General features: G+C 73.1%; 14 protein-coding genes and 1 riboswitch. Of the genes, 7 read left to right on the forward strand and 7 right to left on the reverse strand.

Going from position 1 to position 17,379, the window contains the following annotated elements; all coding sequences use genetic code 11:
• Nucleotides 1–5 precede the first annotated feature (5 nt).
• The 3 genes from ACIBJE_RS02970 (at nt 6) to ACIBJE_RS02980 (ending at nt 2,599) form a co-directional block, all read left to right on the forward strand.
• On the forward strand, nt 6–146 hold the full coding sequence (locus tag ACIBJE_RS02970; RefSeq protein WP_396742102.1) for a hypothetical protein: 141 nt from the start codon (nt 6–8) through the stop codon (nt 144–146).
• Nucleotides 147–305: 159 nt separating this feature from the next.
• A complete protein-coding gene (locus ACIBJE_RS02975) occupies nt 306–1,082 on the forward strand; it encodes a hypothetical protein (RefSeq protein ID WP_396742104.1) in 777 nt (258 codons plus the stop codon).
• Nucleotides 1,083–1,412: 330 nt separating this feature from the next.
• A riboswitch (cyclic di-AMP (ydaO/yuaA leader) is annotated at nt 1,413–1,552 on the forward strand.
• Between the two features lie 195 nt (nt 1,553–1,747).
• On the forward strand, nt 1,748–2,599 hold the full coding sequence (locus ACIBJE_RS02980) for a C39 family peptidase (RefSeq protein ID WP_396742106.1): 852 nt from the start codon (nt 1,748–1,750) through the stop codon (nt 2,597–2,599).
• Nucleotides 2,600–2,709: 110 nt separating this feature from the next.
• On the opposite strand, the gene ACIBJE_RS02985 is transcribed toward ACIBJE_RS02980, so the two are convergent.
• The 4 genes from ACIBJE_RS02985 to ACIBJE_RS03000 form a co-directional block, all read right to left on the reverse strand.
• Complete coding sequence (locus ACIBJE_RS02985) at nt 2,710–4,413, reverse strand: CDP-glycerol glycerophosphotransferase family protein (protein ID WP_396742108.1); 1,704 nt, start codon at nt 4,411–4,413, stop codon at nt 2,710–2,712.
• Between the two features lie 45 nt (nt 4,414–4,458).
• Nucleotides 4,459–5,985: an SDR family NAD(P)-dependent oxidoreductase gene (locus tag ACIBJE_RS02990; RefSeq protein WP_396742110.1), complete on the reverse strand. Its 1,527-nt coding sequence runs from the start codon at nt 5,983–5,985 to the stop codon at nt 4,459–4,461.
• Nucleotides 5,986–6,113: 128 nt separating this feature from the next.
• Nucleotides 6,114–6,923 (reverse strand): ABC transporter ATP-binding protein, encoded by an 810-nt coding sequence (locus tag ACIBJE_RS02995; RefSeq protein ID WP_396742112.1) that lies wholly within the window; start codon nt 6,921–6,923, stop codon nt 6,114–6,116.
• On the reverse strand, nt 6,916–7,812 hold the full coding sequence (locus ACIBJE_RS03000; protein ID WP_396742114.1) for an ABC transporter permease: 897 nt from the start codon (nt 7,810–7,812) through the stop codon (nt 6,916–6,918). The genes ACIBJE_RS02995 and ACIBJE_RS03000 overlap by 8 nt, the downstream gene beginning before the upstream one ends.
• A gap of 190 nt (nt 7,813–8,002) precedes the next feature.
• Here ACIBJE_RS03000 and ACIBJE_RS03005 point away from each other — a divergent pair, with 190 nt between their 5' ends.
• The 4 genes from ACIBJE_RS03005 (at nt 8,003) to ACIBJE_RS03020 (ending at nt 12,619) form a co-directional block, all read left to right on the forward strand.
• Nucleotides 8,003–8,638 carry a TetR/AcrR family transcriptional regulator gene (locus tag ACIBJE_RS03005; protein ID WP_396742245.1) on the forward strand — a complete coding sequence of 212 codons (636 nt, stop codon included), beginning with the start codon at nt 8,003–8,005 and terminating at the stop codon, nt 8,636–8,638.
• Between the two features lie 83 nt (nt 8,639–8,721).
• Nucleotides 8,722–9,831, forward strand: a complete 1,110-nt coding sequence (locus ACIBJE_RS03010; RefSeq protein WP_396742116.1) for a DegT/DnrJ/EryC1/StrS family aminotransferase — start codon at nt 8,722–8,724, stop codon at nt 9,829–9,831.
• Between the two features lie 37 nt (nt 9,832–9,868).
• Nucleotides 9,869–10,885: a Gfo/Idh/MocA family protein gene (locus tag ACIBJE_RS03015; protein WP_396742117.1), complete on the forward strand. Its 1,017-nt coding sequence runs from the start codon at nt 9,869–9,871 to the stop codon at nt 10,883–10,885.
• Nucleotides 10,886–11,023: 138 nt separating this feature from the next.
• The gene (locus ACIBJE_RS03020; RefSeq protein ID WP_396742119.1) at nt 11,024–12,619 is read left to right on the forward strand and encodes a glycosyltransferase family 4 protein; all 1,596 of its coding nucleotides are present in this window, start codon (nt 11,024–11,026) and stop codon (nt 12,617–12,619) included.
• Nucleotides 12,620–12,691: 72 nt separating this feature from the next.
• On the opposite strand, the gene ACIBJE_RS03025 is transcribed toward ACIBJE_RS03020, so the two are convergent.
• From ACIBJE_RS03025 to wecB, 3 genes are read right to left on the reverse strand one after another with little or no spacing between them, the layout of a single operon-like run.
• A complete protein-coding gene (locus tag ACIBJE_RS03025) occupies nt 12,692–14,809 on the reverse strand; it encodes a glycosyltransferase (RefSeq protein WP_396742121.1) in 2,118 nt (705 codons plus the stop codon).
• Nucleotides 14,809–16,245 (reverse strand): glycosyl transferase, encoded by a 1,437-nt coding sequence (locus ACIBJE_RS03030; RefSeq protein ID WP_396742123.1) that lies wholly within the window; start codon nt 16,243–16,245, stop codon nt 14,809–14,811. The genes ACIBJE_RS03025 and ACIBJE_RS03030 overlap by 1 nt, the downstream gene beginning before the upstream one ends.
• Nucleotides 16,242–17,345, reverse strand: a complete 1,104-nt coding sequence (wecB, locus tag ACIBJE_RS03035; protein WP_396742125.1) for a non-hydrolyzing UDP-N-acetylglucosamine 2-epimerase — start codon at nt 17,343–17,345, stop codon at nt 16,242–16,244. The genes ACIBJE_RS03030 and wecB overlap by 4 nt, the downstream gene beginning before the upstream one ends.
• Nucleotides 17,346–17,379: the final 34 nt, after the last annotated feature.

Consider the following 17,379-nt stretch of genomic DNA (forward strand, 5'->3'; position numbering starts at 1 on the left):
TCCCCGTGCCTCTCGTCGTGGCCGGCCCGGCCGGCGGGACGCCGGTCGCGGTGGCCGGTCCGGTACCGACCGGTCGCCGTCCGGTCCGGCCGCTGGCCGGCACCGACGTCGGCGCGGTCTCCTCCCGGGCCCCACCGCGTCGCTGATCCGTCCACCCCGGGTGTCCCGTCCCCGGCGTGGGAGCTGATCCGACGAACCTCACCCCGCACCCGCCGACGGCGGTCCCGGTGGCTCCGCCGACGGTCGGAGCCGGTGCCCGAGGCGTGCGACCCCCGCCCGCTCCCGTGTCCCGTGAGGTGCCGACGATGGACGTCGTTCTCTACGAGTTCCTGGTCGACGTGCCCCGGGCGGCCGCGATCTGGTCCGCCCTGCTCGTGCTCGCCCTGACCGTGCTCACCGTCCTGGTGGCCCGCCCCGAGCGGGATCGGGAGTCGACGCTCGCCCCGCCCGCGCCCGCCGGGGACCCGGCCGCCCTCCACCCCGCCGTGCCCGATCCGGCCGACCTGCGCCGGTACGCCGAGGAGGTGGCCGTCGCCGCGGCCGGTGCCGCGCAGACCGCCCGTCGCCGCCGGGAGCGGTGGCTGACCGCGCAGGAACGGGTCGACCAGGCCTGGCGGGCGTACGACGAGGCGGAGACCGCCGCCCGCCGCTTCGCCGGGGCCACCGCCCTGCCCGTTCCCCGGACGCCCCGCACCCCGGCCGAGTACGTCGCCCGGGAACGGTTCCTGCACCGGGCCGCGATGGCCGCGTACTGGCGGGGTGACCTGTCGGTGGGGCAGCTCAGCGACGTCTTCGCCCGCCGCGGCGGGTGGAATCCGCGGCTGCACCCCGTCGTGCAGGAGGCGGTCCTGCACCGGGTGGTGCGCGACCTGCGGCGGGGGGAGTACCGGACGGCGGCCGAGCGGGAGCGGGTGGCCTGGCGGCAGGCGGAGGTCGCCGCGACGGCGGCACGGTCCCTGGCGGAGGAGGCGTCCCTCGCGGCGGAACGTCTCCGGGCGAGCAGCCGGACGATGGTCGAGCCCCGGCGCGTGCCGGGTGCGGTCCGCCTCGCCGCCCGGTGGCGACCGGCGCGGGTGGGCTGAGCGGGGCCGGTTCCGCCCCTCGGGCGGTGCGCTGGCCGGGAGCGTGACCGGATCGTGACGTGACCTGGGCCACGCCCTGCCGCGCGGCACCTTCGACACCGGTCGTCCCGTTCCGCGTCGAGTGCGAGCGAGCGGTTGTGCCGATGCCGTCCGGAAATCGCCCGACGGTACTCGGAAAACCGGTCGTCCGATTGAGCGACGTCAGCCCGTTAATGTGCCCGACTTCCGGGTGTGCCGTGCGGTTTGCCCAGCTCACGGGGGTTGGCAGGGGATTGAGGTATCAGTAGTGTCGGCCCGTCTGGCGCGGTCGTAGGTCGCAAAGGGTGACACCGCGCCGGCCCGCCTAATCGTGCGCAACGAGCCGGGGACCCACGTACGTCCGGGGTGAATCCGCGGGGCCGACCCGTGGTAGGGCGATCTTTCCCGCCCGAATCCGTCAGCTAACCCGGTAGGCGGTATCGGAAGGAGTAGCTCGTGCTGCACGCCCCCGTTACCCGGCTCCTCCACGGTGCCCAGGTGCCGCCGGCCGTCCGTCCGCGCCGCCGGCACTGACTCCGGCGTCCGCCCTCAGACGCCGTCCGAGCGGGCACCCCGCGCCATCGTCGACCCCACGCACGGTCCGCCCTGCGTCGACCGGGTGCGCCGCTCTCCACCCCTGTCTTGACGTGGAGGAATCCGTGAAGTACCCGGTCCCGCGACCGTTCAACCTGTTCCGAGCCCGCCGGTCGTACCAGGTCGCCGCCGCGGCGGCGGTCGTGGTGGCGGCGTCCACCGCCGGCGTCCTGCTCGTCGACCCCGGCACCCCGGTACACCGGGAGGACACCGTCGCCACGGCGGCCGAGCCGGACCGGTCGACCGCCGCCTCCCGGCAGCACGACCGCGCCACCGCGGCCCCGGCCAGCCCGTCCGCCGTCGCCACCACCCCGCCGACCACCCCGTCCGCGTCGCCCGCCGCCACCCGGTCGCCGAACCCGGACCTGACGGCCAGCCCCACCCCGCCGAAGCCGCCCGCGTCGAAGGTGCTCGACATCCAGTACCAGGAGCAGACCACCTTCTACTACTGCGGTCCGGCCGCCACCCGGATCGCGCTGACCGCCCGGGACGTCGTCCGCAGCCAGGACGACCTCGCCCAGCGGCTGAACACCACCCAGTCCGGCACCAACTCCGCCGCCGACACCACCCGGGTCCTCAACGACCTGGTCGGCCGGGACGTCTACCGGACCCGGACGATCCCCGGCAACGCGGCCACCCCCGCCCAGATGGACCGGCTCCAGGCCGACGTGGTGCGGGCCGTCGGCAACGGGTACGCCGTCGTCGTCAACATCGCCGGCTCGGCCACCGACGTCGCCGGTGGCTGGCACTCCTACCCCGGCGGGCACTACCTGACCGTGGTCGGTTACCGGGACAACGGCCGGACCGTCAAGATCGCGGACCCGGCGAACGCCGCCGCCGGCTCGTACTGGATGACCACCATCGGCCTGGCGCACTGGGCCGCCACCCGTGGCTACTCCGCCTGATTCTTCGCGCGGGGAGTAACCGCCGCTGTGGTAGGAGGGGTCCCCTGCTCCTCAAAATGAGGTAACAGGGGACCCCTCCTACCACCACACCACCACAGGCGAAGCCGAGTTCAGCCGGTGACGGACTCCGCCCCGACCGGCCGGTCCGCGTGGCCGGGGTGGGTCGCCGGCACGGCGGCCGGCGCGAGGTGCGCCCGGGCGGCCGACAGGAAGCCCTCGGCGTACGACTCGACCGGGAAGTCGCCCAGGTAGTGGGTGCGCATCGCCCAGCGCGCCTCGGCCAGCGGGTCGGTGCCGAGCAGCCGCTCCAGCACGTCGTCGACGTCGGCCAGGTCCCGGCGCAGCACGTAGCCGGAGCGGGCCAGCGGGAAGCGTGCGGTGAACGCGTCGCCGTCCACGCCCATGTCGGTCACCGCGTACGGCTTGCCGGAGTAGAGGTAGTCGGAGATGACCCCGGAGACGTCCGAGATCAGCGCGTCGGAGCGGTTGACGCAGTCGACCAGGCTCATCGCCCGACTCGCGTCGGTGCCCCAGACGTGCTGCCGGCCGGTGCGGGAGCGGTCCGTCGCGAGCAGCTCCTCCACCCGGGCGAGCTGCCGTGCCGACTCCGGGTTCTGCGCGGTGTACGGGTGGGCCCGCAGGATCACCGTCGCGCCCCGGGCCAGCAGCCGCCCGACCACCGCCTCGGCCACCGGCAGCGAGCAGTAGTTCGCGTCCGCGTGGTGCCCGGTCCAGGTGGGCGTGTAGAGCACGGTCGGGTGGGCCGGCATCGGCACCGGCGGCCGGCGTACCCCGATCGCCTCCACCTGGGGGCGGCCGACGACGACGAACTTCTCCGCCGGGATGTGCACCCCGGCGCGGGCGTACCGGTCGATCGCCGCCTGCCCGGCCACGAAGTTCCGGTCGAAGATCGCCGAGACCGGGTTGGCGCTCGGCGCCTTGTCGCTGTCGCCGTGGTGGATCTGGATGTGGGTGAGCTGGGTGAACCGGATGCAGTGCGCGTTCTTCGCGCCGTGGTTGACATAGAACGCCACCCGCAGGCTGGGCACCAACGCCTCGTCGATCGCCTTCAGCGTCGGGCAGTACACCACCGGCGCGCGGGTCGCCGCCGCGATCGGGGCCAGGAACTCCGGCTCGCGCAGCAGCACCAGGAACGGTCGGCCGATCCGCTCCAGGTACGGCAGCCACATGGTGACCTGGTACTCCGAGCCGGGCGGGGCGGAGAAGTAGAGCAGGAACTCCGGCTGGTGCCGGGCCAGCGCGCGGGCCACCGGGCTGGCCGCGGTCGACGGGCGGAACCGCCGCCGGGCCAGGCGCAGCCCGACCACCCCGGCGAGGCCGCCGACGAGCAGGCTGACCACCAGGGCGTACCAGGTGGGCAGGGCGAGCAGCGCGCCGAGCGCCACCGCGCCGAGTAGCACCGGGATCGCCGTGCCGACGTGCGCGGTGGTCAGCCCGGGCCGGACCGGCAGGTTGGCGGTCCGGATCTCCAGCCCCCCGGCGTCCCGCAGCGGGCCGTCGAGCAGCACCAGCGCGAGCACCACCAGCGCGGTCGCCACCAGGGCGAGGTCGAAGCCGGCGTCGAGGCGGCGGGCGTACCCGACCAGGATGCCGGCGGCGACCAGGACCGACTCGGCCACCACGTCCGCGCCCGGACGGACCCGGCGTTCCCACAGCCCGGCGGCCAGCGCGGCGACCGCGAGCAGCAGTCCGGGCAGGGTCGCCCCGGTGAGCGCGACCAGGAGGAAGGCCAGGACCGCCAGGCCCACGGTGAGGCACCGGGCGAGCAGTTTCCGGACCAGGGTGCCACGCATCTCGCTGACTCTCCTGCCTGTCGCGTGGGTTGTGGGGACGCGGGTTCAGCGGGCCGAGGGAGCGGCCGACGGCGCGGTGGAGGGAGCCGGCCCGGTGGAGGGAGCCGGTCCGGCCTGGGCCGGCACCACCGGATCGTCGGCCGAGCGGCGGACGTCGATCACCTGACCGGTGAGGTCGGACAGGAGCACGTCGAGTGAGGCCCGGGCCACCGTCGCGGCGGCGAGCAGGGTGTGTTCCGGCTCCGCGCCGAACGCGCGGGTGCGCATCGGGGTGGCGGTGCGTTCCGGGTTCACGCAGTTGACCCGGACGCCGAACTCGGCCCACTCGTCGGCGAGGGCCTGGGTGAGGTTGACCAGCGCGGCCTTGGTGGCGGAGTAGAGCGCGTACCGGGCCCGGCCCCGGGTGTACGAGCTGGAGGTGTAGAGCAGCAGCTGACCCCGGGTCTGGCGCAGGTACGGCAGCGCGTGCCGGGCGACGGTCACCGGCCCGACGAAGTTGACCTGGAGGAGGCGGTCCATGGTCGCCTCGTCCATCTCGGCCAGGGCGCCCTTCTCCAGGATCCCGGCGGTCACCACCACGTGGTCGATCCGGCCGGTGGCCTCGAACGCGGTGCGCAGCGCCGCCTGCACGTCGGTGTCCCGCTCGACGTGGGTGCCGGTGGTGGAGCGGCTGACCGGGAAGACCTGCGCGCCGTAGCGGCGGGCCAGTTCGGCCAGCTCGTGGCCGATGCCGTAGCTGCCGCCGAAGACCACCATCGTCCGGCCGGTCAGCTCCTCGGTGTACCGGTGTTCGTCCACCGGACCGGGGGCCCGCGCGGCGGCGAGCTGGAAGAGCTTGTCCACCAGGTGCACGTCGACCGGGTGGGTGACCTTGATGTTCTCGTCCGAGCCGTCGATCACCCGGATCGGCACCTCGGGCAGGTAGCGCAGCACCACGCCGCAGTCGTCGGTGGCGGCGAAGTGCGGGTCGTCGGCCGCTCGCCGGTACGCCTCCCGGATGGTGCCGGAGCGGAACGCCTGCGGGGTCTGCCCGCGCCGCAGGCGGGAGCGCACCGGGATGCCGGTGATGCAGTCGTCGTCGCCCACCTCGACGATGGTGTCCGCCGAGGGGATCGCGACGTCCACCGCCTGGTACGTCCAGAGCGCGTTCACGCACTCCCGGACGATCCGTCCGCTGAGCAGGGGGCGTACCGCGTCGTGGAAGAGGATGTTGCAGTCGTCCGGGCCGATCGCCGCCAGCGCCAGCCGCGTGGTGTCGCTGCGCGTCCCGCCGCCGGGGAGGACCTGGCGGACCTTGCGGAAGCCGGCCGCCTCGACGATGCCGCGGGCGTCGTCGACGTAGCCGGGGGCCATCAGCACGAGGATGTCGTCGATCTCGGGAGCCGCCTCGAAGACCGCGATGGTGTGTTCGATGATCGGCTTACCGGCGATCTTGACCAACTGCTTCGGGATGCCCAGCCCGACCCGGGAACCCGTCCCGCCGGCCAGCACCACCGCCACCGTCCGCGAGGGCCGCCACGGTGCCGGGTCCTCCGTACCGGTGCCGGCTCCGTTGGGGTGGTCCTGCGTCATCGCGATCCTCACTGATCCACGCGCCGTCGTCCGTGCCCGACTCCTCCGGCGGGCACGCGGTACGACCTTAGCGCCGCCGCCGCACGCGCCTGCCCCCCGGTGTTCACCGGGGGGCAGGCCGCCGCACGCTACTTCTTCATGAACTCGTTGTACGCCGCGATGACCTGGTCGGTCGGGCCGTCCATCCGGATCACGCCGGACTCCAGCCAGATCGACCGCTCGCAGGTGTCGCGGATGGTGCCGATGGCGTGGCTGACCAGGAAGACGGTGCCCGCCTCGGCGCGCAGCTCCCGGACCCGCTGCTCGCTGCGCCGACGGAACCGGACGTCACCGGTGGCCAGCGCCTCGTCGATGAGCAGCACGTCGTGCTTCTTCGCCGCGGCGATGGAGAACCGCAGCCGGGCCGCCATGCCGGAGGAGTAGGTCCGCATCGGCAGGGAGCCGAAGTCGCCGCGCTCGTTGATCCCGGAGAACTCGATGATCTGCGGGGTGAGCCGGCGTACCTGGGGCGGGGTCATGCCCATGGCCAGGCAGCCGAGCGCCACGTTCCGTTCGCCGGAGAGGTCGTTGAGCAGGGCGGCGTTGACGCCGAGCAGCGAGGGCTGCCCCTGGGTGTAGATCGCGCCCCGGCTCACCGGCATCAGGCCGGCGATGGCCCGCAGCAGGGTGGACTTGCCGGAGCCGTTGCTGCCGATCAGCCCGATCGCCTCACCCCGGTACGCGGTGAAGCTGACTCCCTTGACCGCGTGCACCTCGCGGACGTTCGGCGCGTTGGTGCGGGTGACGACCCGCTTGAGCGCGGCCACCGCGCCGCCGCTGCCGGGGCTGCCGGCGCCGTAGACCCGGTAGACCAGGTGCACGTTCTCCGCGATGACGGTGGGGATGCGCTCGTTGGCGACGGTGGTGTCGCCGGGGGCGACCTGGTTGAACTCAGCCACGACCGTACTCCTGCTCGCCGCGCCAAAAGTAGACGTACCCGCCGATGAAGGCGATCAGCGCCCAGATGGTGCCGACCAGCCAGAGCTGGGGCGCGGTGGAGGTCAGCGGGATGTCCTCCATCAGCGCGTGCCGGACCAGCTCGATGTAGATCAGCAGCGGGTTCGCCTCGACGATCGCCTGGGCCCAACCGGGCAGGTGCCGGGCGAAGTTGTCCACGCTGTAGAGCACGCCGGAGGCGTACATCCAGGTCCGCATCACGAACGGCATGAGCTGCCTCATGTCGGTCACCTTCGAGCCGAACCGGGCCATGCCCAGCGCCGCCCCGACGTTGAACACCGACTGCAACAGCAGTGCCGGCAGCACCAGCAGCCAGTCCAGGGTCAACGGCTCCCCGGTCACCAGCACGATCCCGACCAGCACCACCATCGCGGTGAGCAGGTTCTGGAACTGGGTGAGCGTCACCGCGATCGGCAGGCTGGCCCGGGGGAAGTGCAACGCCCGGATCAGCCCCAGGTTGCCGCTGATCGACTGGGTGCCCTGGAGAACCACGGACTGGGTGAAGTTGAAGACGAACAGGCCCACGCAGAGGTAGGCGATGAAGTTGTCGATCCCGTCCCGGGTGTTCAGGATCACCCCGAAGATCAGGAAGTAGACCGCCGCGTTGGTGAGCGGTGTCAGCACCTGCCAGATCCGGCCGAGCCGGGCCCGACTGAACGAGGCGACCAGCCGGGCATTGGCGTACGCCGCGATGAAGTGCCGATAGGCCCAGAGGTGCCGCGTGTACGCGGACAGGGTGGGCCTCTCTCCGGCGACACTCAGCCCGTGCCGGGCGGCGAGCTGCGCCCCGGTCAGTCCTGAGTCGGCGTCGGCCACCGCCGTGTTGGCCATGGTTGGGCGCTCCGATCTTTCGGCTTTACGGAACCCGCGACGGCAGAGAGCGTGATCGGGATATGAACCGTCGTCGCTCCGTCGCTGCGTGGACCGTAGTGGAAAACACGTCGGGACGCAACCGTACCGTCGCTGCGGTACATTGTCCCACGTGACGACCGAGAAAAGGCGTGCTCCGGCCGGCGCGGCGGTGCTTCGTGGCGAGATAACCACCGCCATCCGCCGCGCCGTGATGCAGGAACTCGCCGCGGTCGGGTACGGGCGGCTCTCCATCGAGGCGGTCGCCCGGCGGGCCGGGGTGAGCAAGACCGCCATCTACCGACGCTGGAGTTCCAAGCTGGACCTGGTGCTGGAGATCGTGTCCGCGGCGGCCGGCCGGAGTCTCCCGTTGCCCGACACCGGCGACCTGCGAAGTGATCTCGAAACGCTGTTCATGATCATGGCACACGCGTTGCGTCATCCGGTCGCCGCGCAGATCATCCCCGATCTGCTCGCCGAGGCGGCCCGGAACCCGCAGATCGCGCAGACTCTCGAGTCGGCGATGCGGGTCAACCAGCGGGACATCGGCGGGCAGCTGATCGGCCGGGCGATCGCCCGGGGTGAGCTGGCCCCCGACACCGACCTCGACATCGCGGTCGATCTGATCGTCGGTCCGCTCTACTGGCGGCTGGCGATCTCCCGCACCCCGTTGCCCCCGGAGGAACTGCCCCGGATGGCCGCCGCTGTGGCGGCTGCGCTGGAGGTAGCATGCCAACCGGCTGTTCGGCCCGATCCGGCCGTCAGTTTGTCTAGCATGGCCCCGAGTGCCGACTCCGGGCGGCCATGAACCGTCCCGTGCCCCTCGTCCCGCTATCAGCGGAACCGGTTAGAGTCCCCACCCGAGAATTCCCTTTTGACAGGAGGAAGCCCATGTCTGGGCTGAACGCGGAATTCATCCCACCAGCCCGTCCGGTGATCGGCGAGGCCGAGATCGACGCGGCGGTGCGGGTCCTGCGCAGCGGACGCGTGGTGCAGGGACCTGAGGTCGCCGCCTTCGAGGAGGAGTTCGCGGAGCTGGTCGCCGGGCGACACTGCGTCGCGGTGAACTCCGGCACCTCCGCCCTCCAGCTCACCCTGATGGCCCTCGGCTTCGGTCCCGGCGACGAGATCATCGTGCCCTCCTTCTCCTTCGCGGCCAGCGCGAACAGCATTCGGCTGGTCGGCGCGGAGCCGGTCTTCGTCGACATCGAGCCGGACAGCTTCTGCGTCGACCCGGAGGCGGTCGCCGCGGCGGTCACCCCCCGCACCGTCGCGATCATGCCGGTCCACCTGTACGGCCACCCCGCCGCGATGCGCCAGATCATGGCGATCGCCGAGCGGCACGGGCTCGCCGTGGTCGAGGACGCGGCCCAGGCCCACGGCGCGATGCTGGACGGCCAGCCGGTCGGGGCGTTCGGCACCGCCGGTTGCTTCAGCTTCTACCCCACGAAGAACATGCACTCGCTCGAGGGCGGCATGGTCACCACCGCCGACGCCGAGCTGGCCCGGACCCTCCGGCTGCTGCGCAACCAGGGCATGGAGCAGCGGTACGCCAACGAGATCGTCGGCGCGAACATGCGGATGACCGACGTGGCCGCCGCCATCGGCCGGGTCCAGCTCCGGCAGCTCGCCGACTGGACCGAGCAGCGCCGGGCCAACGCCAAGTTCCTCGACTCCCGGATCACCGCGATGGTGACCCCGCCGGTGGCCGACAACGTCCGGCACGTCTACCACCAGTACACCGTCCGCGTGACCACCGACCGGGACGCCGCCCAGCAGCGCCTCACCGAGCTGGGCATCGGCAACGCCGTCTACTACCCGACCCCGATCCACCGGCTCCGGCCGTACCTCGGCGAGGACGGCAACCCGGGCCCGTGGAACCTGCCGGAGACCGAGCGGGCCGCCGCCGAGGTGGTGTCGCTGCCGGTGCACCCGGCGCTGACCGAGACCGACCTCGAGCGGATCGCCGAGGCCGCCAACCTGGCCGGGGGTGCCCGATGAGTCGGCGGAGCACCGGCGCGCAGAGCGGAGCGGCGGCATGAGCGCGGGACGGAAGCTGCGGGCGGGACTGATCGGCCTCGGCGCGATGGGGCGTAACCACGCCCGGGTCCTGTCCGGTCTCGACGGCGTGGAACTGGTCGGCATCGTCGACCCGGCCGGTGACACCACCGGCATGCTGCGGGCCCCCGTCGTACCCGAGCTGGGCGACCTGCTCGCGCTCGGCATCGACTACGCGGTGGTCGCCTGCCCGACCGCACTGCACGAGCCGATCGGTCTGGAACTGGCCGCCAACGGCGTGTCCGCGCTGATCGAGAAGCCGCTCGCGCAGTCCGTCGAGGCGGCGACCCGGCTGGTCGAGGCGTTCGAGACGGCCGGTCTGGTCGCCGGCGTGGGCCACATCGAGCGCTACAACCCGGCCCTGCAGAACCTGCGCGCCCGGCTGGAGAACGGCGAGCTGGGCGAGGTGTTCCAGGTGGTCACCCGCCGCCAGGGTCCGTTCCCGCACCGGATCGCCGACGTCGGCGTGGTGATGGACCTGGCCACCCACGACATCGACCTGACCGCCTGGGTCACCGGGCAGCAGTACACGTCGGTGTCGGCCCGGACCGTCTCGCGCAGCGGCCGGCTGCACGAGGACATGGTCGCGGTCGTCGGTCAGCTCGCCGACGGCACGATGGTCAACCACCTGGTCAACTGGTTGAGCCCGCTCAAGGAACGGTCCACGGTCATCACCGGCGACCGTGGCTGCTTCGTCGCCGACACGCTCACCGCCGACCTCACCTTCTACGCCAACGGCGCCATCGACACCGAGTGGGAGGCGCTGCGCGCGTTCCGGGGTGTCGCCGAGGGCGACATGGTCCGCTACGCCATCCCGAAGCGTGAGCCGCTGCTGGTGGAGCACGAGCGGTTCCGCGACGCGGTGGAGGGCAAGCAGAGCGACATCGTCACCCTCCGGCAGGGCCTGCGGACCGTCCAGGTCGCCGCCGCGCTGCTGGAGTCCGCCTCGGCCGGCGTCACGGTGGACGTGACGGCCGGGACGTACGCCGGAGTCTGACGACAGCCGGTACGGGACGCACCGTCGGCCGACCGTGCGTCCCGTACCACGCGTCCGGTGTCGGCCCGGATCCCGCCGACCGGTCACCGGGGCCGCCGGCCCCGAACCCCACCGTACGAGCAGATCAGGAAGGGACACATGGACCGCGACAGCGCACCCCGGCGGGGGCGGGTCGTCATGCTGGTGGACAACGGGGTGCACGGTGACTCCCGGGTCCAGAAGACGGCCCGTTCCGCGGCCGAGGCAGGATGGGAGGTCATCCTGCTCGGTATCAAGCAGGCGACGTCCCCGCAGGAGACCTGGTCCATCGGGGGGGCCGAGGTACGCCTGCTCACGGTGCCGCGCCCGCTCGGTCAGCATCCGCTGAACCACCGCCGCTCGCTGCGCCGGCCGTTGGCCTACCGGCCCGGCAAGTACGGCACCTGGCGGCAGAACTCGTTGCGCGCCCGGCGGATCGACCTCGACCAGAAGCAGGCCGCGCTGGAGATCGCCCGGCGTGAGGGCCGGGGGGGAGCCGGTGTCCTGCTCGGCACGGTGGCCCTGCTGCCGTCCCGGGCCACCACCAAGGTGCTGCACCGGTGGGCGAGGTTCCGGGCCGGTGAACTGCGCCGGCTGCGCCAGGCGCAACAGAGCGCCGACACCCTGCTGACCAAGCTGTCGATGAGCTTCTGGCAGCGCCTCATGGGCGACCGGAGCTGGCGCCGGCTGGACCCGGGCCTGTGGGACTACGAGTTCGCCTTCGGCCCGGTCATCGACCAGCTCAAGCCCGACCTGATCCACGCCAACGACTTCCGGATGGCCGGGATCGCCGCCCGGGCCGCCCGCCGGGCGCGGGTCCGCGGCCGCGACCTCAAGGTGGTCTGGGACGCGCACGAGTACGTCGCCGGAGTCAGCCCCCGGGCCAACAACCCGCGCTGGTTGCCCGCCCAGATCGCCTACACCGCCGAGTACGCGCCACAGGCCGACGCCGTCGTCACCGTGTCGCCGACCCTCGCGGAACTGCTCCAGCAGGTGCACCACCTGCCGGAGCGCCCCGAGGTGGTGCTCAACGCGCCGTCCCGGTCGGCGGAGGACGGCCAGCCGGACGCCGCGCCGCCGGACCTGCGGGCGCTGTGCGGCATCGGTCCCGACACGCCGCTGCTCGTGTACTGCGGCGGGGTGAACCCGTCGCGGGGGCTCGGCCTGATGGTCGCGGCCCTGCCGCAGTTGCCGGACGTGCACGTGGCGTTCGTGACCCTGCACCCCAGCGGCAACAACGCCCCGTCGGAGGAACTGCTCACCCAGGCCGCCGAGGTCGGTGTCGCCGACCGGGTGCACCTGCTGCCGTACGTGCCGCACTGGCAGGTCTCCGCTTTCCTCGCCCCGGCGAACGCCGGGGTGATCCCGATCCACCACAAGCCCAACCACGAACTGGCGTTGATCACCAAGTTCCTGGAGTACTCGCACGCCCGCCTGCCGATCGTGGTGAGCGACGTGAAGACGATGGCCGACACGGTCCGCTCGACCGGCCAGGGCGAGGTGTTCCGGGCCGAGGACGTGACCGACTACGTCCGGGTGGTCCGGCAGGTGCTGGCCGACCCGGAGCGCTACCGGGCGGCGTACGACCGGCCGGGCCTGCTGGAGAACTGGACCTGGGAGGCGCAGTCGGCGGTGCTGGACCGGGTCTACCGGCGGCTGCGGCCGGACGTCGCGCCGGCGGCCGAGTCGGCCCCGCTGGCGGCCGTCCCGTCCTGACCGGGCACCCGACCTACAACGAAGGCCCGGTCCCCCACGTGGGGGACCGGGCCTTCGTGCACCTCCTGCGGCTCAGCCGACCGGATCGACCACCGGCACCCGGAGCAACTCGTCGTAGCGCTGCTGGACGACCGACCAGTCCCAGGTGGCCAGGGCGTGCGCGCTGGCCGCGGTGCCGGCCGCCGACCAGGTGGCGGCGTCGCCGGTGGTGGCCAGGATCCGGTCCGCCGCCTGTCGGGGCGTCTCCACCAGCCACTCGGCGGGGAACAGGTCCCGGGCACCGTGCGGGAAACCGGCGAAGAACGGCCAGTCGCGGACGACCGGCACCGCCCCGGTCGCCGTCCCCTCCACCAGCGCCCGGTGGAAGGTCTCCCGGGTCGAGCTGCTCAGCACCACGCCCACCTCGCCGAGAACCTCCGCCACGTCGGCGACGCCGGCGCGGTGGCTGACCGCCGGGGCGAGCGCGGCCACCTGCCGGGTCAGGTCCTCCAGGTGACGGCGGTACACCGCGCCGGTCAGCGCCTCCGGCTCGGCGCCGACGAGCAACAGCCGGTAGCGAGGGTCCTGGGCACGCAGCAGGCGCAGCACCTCGATGGCCCAGTACGCGTCCTTGTCCGGGGTGTCGCTGCCGATCACACCGAGGGTGAACCGCGCGTCCGGGACCTTCGGCCGCGCGAACGCCCGCAGGTCCATCGCGTGCGGGAGGACGTGCGTGGTCGGCACCCGGTCACCGGTCAGCGTGGGCACGGCCGAGATCGCCAGGTCGCGCAGGTGCGCGGAGACGAAGACGACGTCGTCCACCCGGGAGAAGTCGACCAGCTGGCCCCAGAAGTCCACCACGTCGACGTCGTGCACCCGGACGACGATCCGGGTGTCGCCCGGGTCGGTCAGGGTGACCAGCGCGGCGGCCGGGCAGGAGTCGACCAGTACGGTGTCGGCCCACCGCAGGTGGGGGGCCAGCCACTCGGCCACCCGGTTGCCGTACGAGGTCGCCTCCCCGCTGAGCTTGTGCTCGACCATGCCGGGCGCGTTGCGGGCCAGCTTCTCCGTGGTCGCCTCGTCGCTGAGCCGCAGGTGGCGCAGCTCGACCTCGGGCAGCGTCCCGTACCGTCGGCGGATCTCGTCGACGTCGGCGTCCTGCTCCTCGCTGCGGGTGACCAGCAGCAGTCGCAGCGCCCGGTCGCCCGGCGGGGTGGCCGCCGGGACGGCCCGGCCCCGGGGGGTGGCCAGGGCCCGGCCCACCGCGCTGTCCCGCAACGGCGTCAGGTAGTCCCCGGCGGGGTCGAGCAGCGGTGAGGTGGCCTGGTCGAGCTGGGGCACCCGGTTGAACAGCAGGCGGATCGCCTGGTAGCCGAACTGGGTGGCCCGATGCGGGTTCTTCTTGGTCAGGAACGTGTCGGCCAGTTCGAGCTGGGCGGTCACCGTCTCCCGGAGGCCGATCGGGATCCGGCCCTTCGCCAGCTCGCTCTTCGCCTCCCGGGCCAGCAGGTCGATCCGGGCCTGCCGGTCCTTGAGCCGGGCGATCGCCCGGGCCGTCGTCGCCGCCGCCTGCTGCGGGCGGTCCGCCTGGACGAGGCGGACGTGCACCTGGTGGGTGAGGCCGACGCGGATCCGGTCCGGCAGGCCCGGCGAGGCCGCCACGGTCTGCCAGAAGGCGGCGCCGACGCCGGTCCGCATGACCGGGGTCGACATGCTCGCGCTCACCGATTTGCGGGCGGCGGTCACCGCCCCCCGACGGGTGCCCCGGGCGACGACGCCGGCCCGGGCACCCAGCGCGGTCCCCAGCGACAGCCGTCCCCGGCGCGTCCCGTCCAGCCGGGCCTGGACCGCCCGCGTCGCCGGGCCGAGGCCCTGGCAGGCGTCGGCCCGGAGGTGGCGCTGGGCCATCTCCCAGACCGTGTAGACCGCGAGCACGTCCAGGGAGACGAGCACGTCCACGCCGCGCATCCAGGCCCGCACCACCCGGTCGCGCTTGGCGCGCAGCCAGAGGGCCCGGCTGGGATCGCCCGGCGCGGGCGTGTCACCCAGACTGTGCGCCTCGACGAGCCCCGGTTCCAGGGTGAGCAGGTCCAGGCTGAAGTTGCAGACCAACCGGACCCGGACGCCCTGCTCCCGGAACCGGCGCAGCGCCTCGACCAGCACCGCCTCCTGTTGCGGCACCGCGCCGGCAACCATGAGCACACTGACCATCAGGACCGCCTACCTCCGGTGTCCGTCGTACCGGTGTCGTCGCCGCTCGTGATGCCCGCCAGCCGGCTGGCCGCGGCGACGGCGGGGGCGAGCAGCGCCCCCCGGGTGAACTGTCGGGCGTGCGCACGGGCGGCCTCCCGGTCGGCCTCGTCCGCCGTCAGGGCGAGCCGGGCCGCCGTGGAGAAGCTGGCCGCCAGCCGGGCCGGGTCCAGCCCGACGGCGCCGGTCCAGAGGGGATGACCGGCCAGCACCGTGGCCGCGTCGTGCTCGACCTCGTGCGCCGACAGCACCGGCAGCCCGCTGGCCGCGTACTCGTAGACCTTGCCGGAGGTGACGTACGCGCCGCCGACCAGCATGAGCACCAGGGCGTCCCACCGGCCGTAGGTCGCCGCCACCTCCGCCTTGGCCACCGGGCCGCCGAACTCGACGTCGTCGCCCTCGGCGGCCGTCAGTAGCTCCATGTGGGCGTTGGCCTCGCGCAGGGCGCCCGCGCCGATGTGCCCGCGTACCTCGAACCTGCTGCGGGCCACGACCGGGTCCGCCTTGCGGGCGAGCCGCCAGCCGGTGAGGACCCCCTCCAGCAGGCTGGGCGCGAAGTTGATCGAGCCGAGGTAGCCGAAGGTGAGGCCGCGCTCCGGGTCCGGCCGGTGCGCCAGGGTGGGGATGCCGTCCTCGTCGAAGCCGTTGCGCACCACCTGCACCCGGTCCGCGATGGCCGGGTACCGCTCCCGGTAGAACCGGGCGATCGGGTCGTTGACACACCAGACCGCGCGGGCCTGCGCGAGGACCTTGCTCTCCCAGCGACCCGCCGGCGAGGACTCGGTGAACGCGGACTCCCCGTTGATCACGTCGATCGACCAGCCGTCCCGGAAGTCGATGACGTACGGGACCTTGTGCTCCTCCCACAACTTCCAGGCCGGGGCGAGGTTGACGTAGGGGGCGCAACTGGCGAGCAGCAGGTCCGCCGGACGCGCGCGGTGCTCGGCCAGGACGGCCTTCTCCAGGGCGAACCGCCAGCCGCCGAAGACCGGTTCCGGGAACACCTGGAGGTCCTTGCGGCGCTGCTGCTCGACCCACTGGCGCGGGCGCAGCGACCGGGCCTCGGAGAACTTGCGGATGTCCGTCTCCAGGTCGACGCGGGCCAGCGGCAGCTCGACGACGCGGATCCGGGGGTCCACGGTCTCGGACAGGCTGTGGTCCAGCCCGTACTCCCGCTCCCACGCCTCCTGGCAGATGGTGATGACCGTGACGTCCCAGCCCTGGGCGCAGAACTGGTTGGCCGTCTCGCGCAGCCGGTAGGCGGAGCTCTTGGCGGCCGGCGGGAAGCCGATGGCGAGGTAGATGAGGTGGGGTCGGTCGCCGCGACGGGGCTGGGGGCGGCCGGCCCGGGCCAGCCGGGCGAGGGGAGCGGGGAGCAGGTCGCGGACCGGGGTCACCGACGCTCCTTCCCCGGGTGCCGCTCGACGAGGACCTCGACCACACGGCGGGCCGCGCGCCCGTCGCCGTACGGGGTGCCCCGGGTCGCGTCCGGCGCCGGTCGGGTGGCGATCCGCGTCCACGCCTCCACGCCGATCTCCCGAGGGTCGGCGACCAGGTGGTTCCAGCCGTCGGCGAGGGTCTCGGTCCACTCGGTCTCCGGCCGGAGCGTGGTGCAGGGCCGGTCGAGCAGGTAGGCCTCCTTCTGCAGGCCGCCGGAGTCGGTGACCACGCCGGTCGAGCCGAGCACGGCGGCGACCATCTGCGCGTACGGCAGGGGACGGCCGACCCGGATCGCGCCGCGCTCCAACTCCAGTCCGTGCTGGGCGGCCCGGGCGACCAGGCGGGGGTGGGCCAGCAGCGCGACCGGTACCGGCAACGCGGCGAGGGCGTCCAGGAGTGCCGCGAGCCGCTCCGGGTCGTCGGTGTTCTCGGCCCGGTGCAGCGTGGCGAGCAGGTAGGGGGTCCGCGCGTCCACGCCCTCGGGCAGGCCGGCGGGCGGGTCGCCGGCGGCGACCACCGCGTCGCGGACCTGGAGGCACACGTCGACCATGACGTCGCCCACCAGCGCCGAGCGGCGCGCGAGCCCCTCGGTGGCCAGGTGGCGCATCGCCTCTTCGGTGGGGGCGAGCAGCAGGTCGGCCGCGTGGTCGGTGAGCACGCGGTTGTGCTCCTCCGGCATCCGCCGGTTGAACGACCGCAGACCGGCCTCGAGGTGGGCGACCGGCAGGTGCATCTTCACCGCGGACAGGGCTCCGGCGAGCGTGGAGTTGGTGTCGCCGTAGACCAGCACCCAGTCGGGCTGCTCGGCCTCGAAGACCGGGTCGAGCGCGCCGAGGATCCGCCCCGTCTGGGCGCCGTGGGTGCCGGAGCCGATGCCGAGGTGGACGTCGGGCTGGGGGATGCCGAGCCCGGAGAAGAACACGTCCGACATGTCGGCGTCGTAGTGCTGCCCGGTATGGACGATGACGTGGTGGTGCTCGGTCTCGGCGAAGGCGCTCGCGATGGGCGCGAGCTTGACCAACTGGGGCCTGGCGCCGACGATACTGACGATCTTCACTTCGTGGTTACGACCTTCGCTTCGTGGCCTGCGA

This window comes from Micromonospora sp. NPDC050187 (genome assembly GCF_044459745.1).
Lineage (GTDB): Bacteria > Actinomycetota > Actinomycetes > Mycobacteriales > Micromonosporaceae > Micromonospora.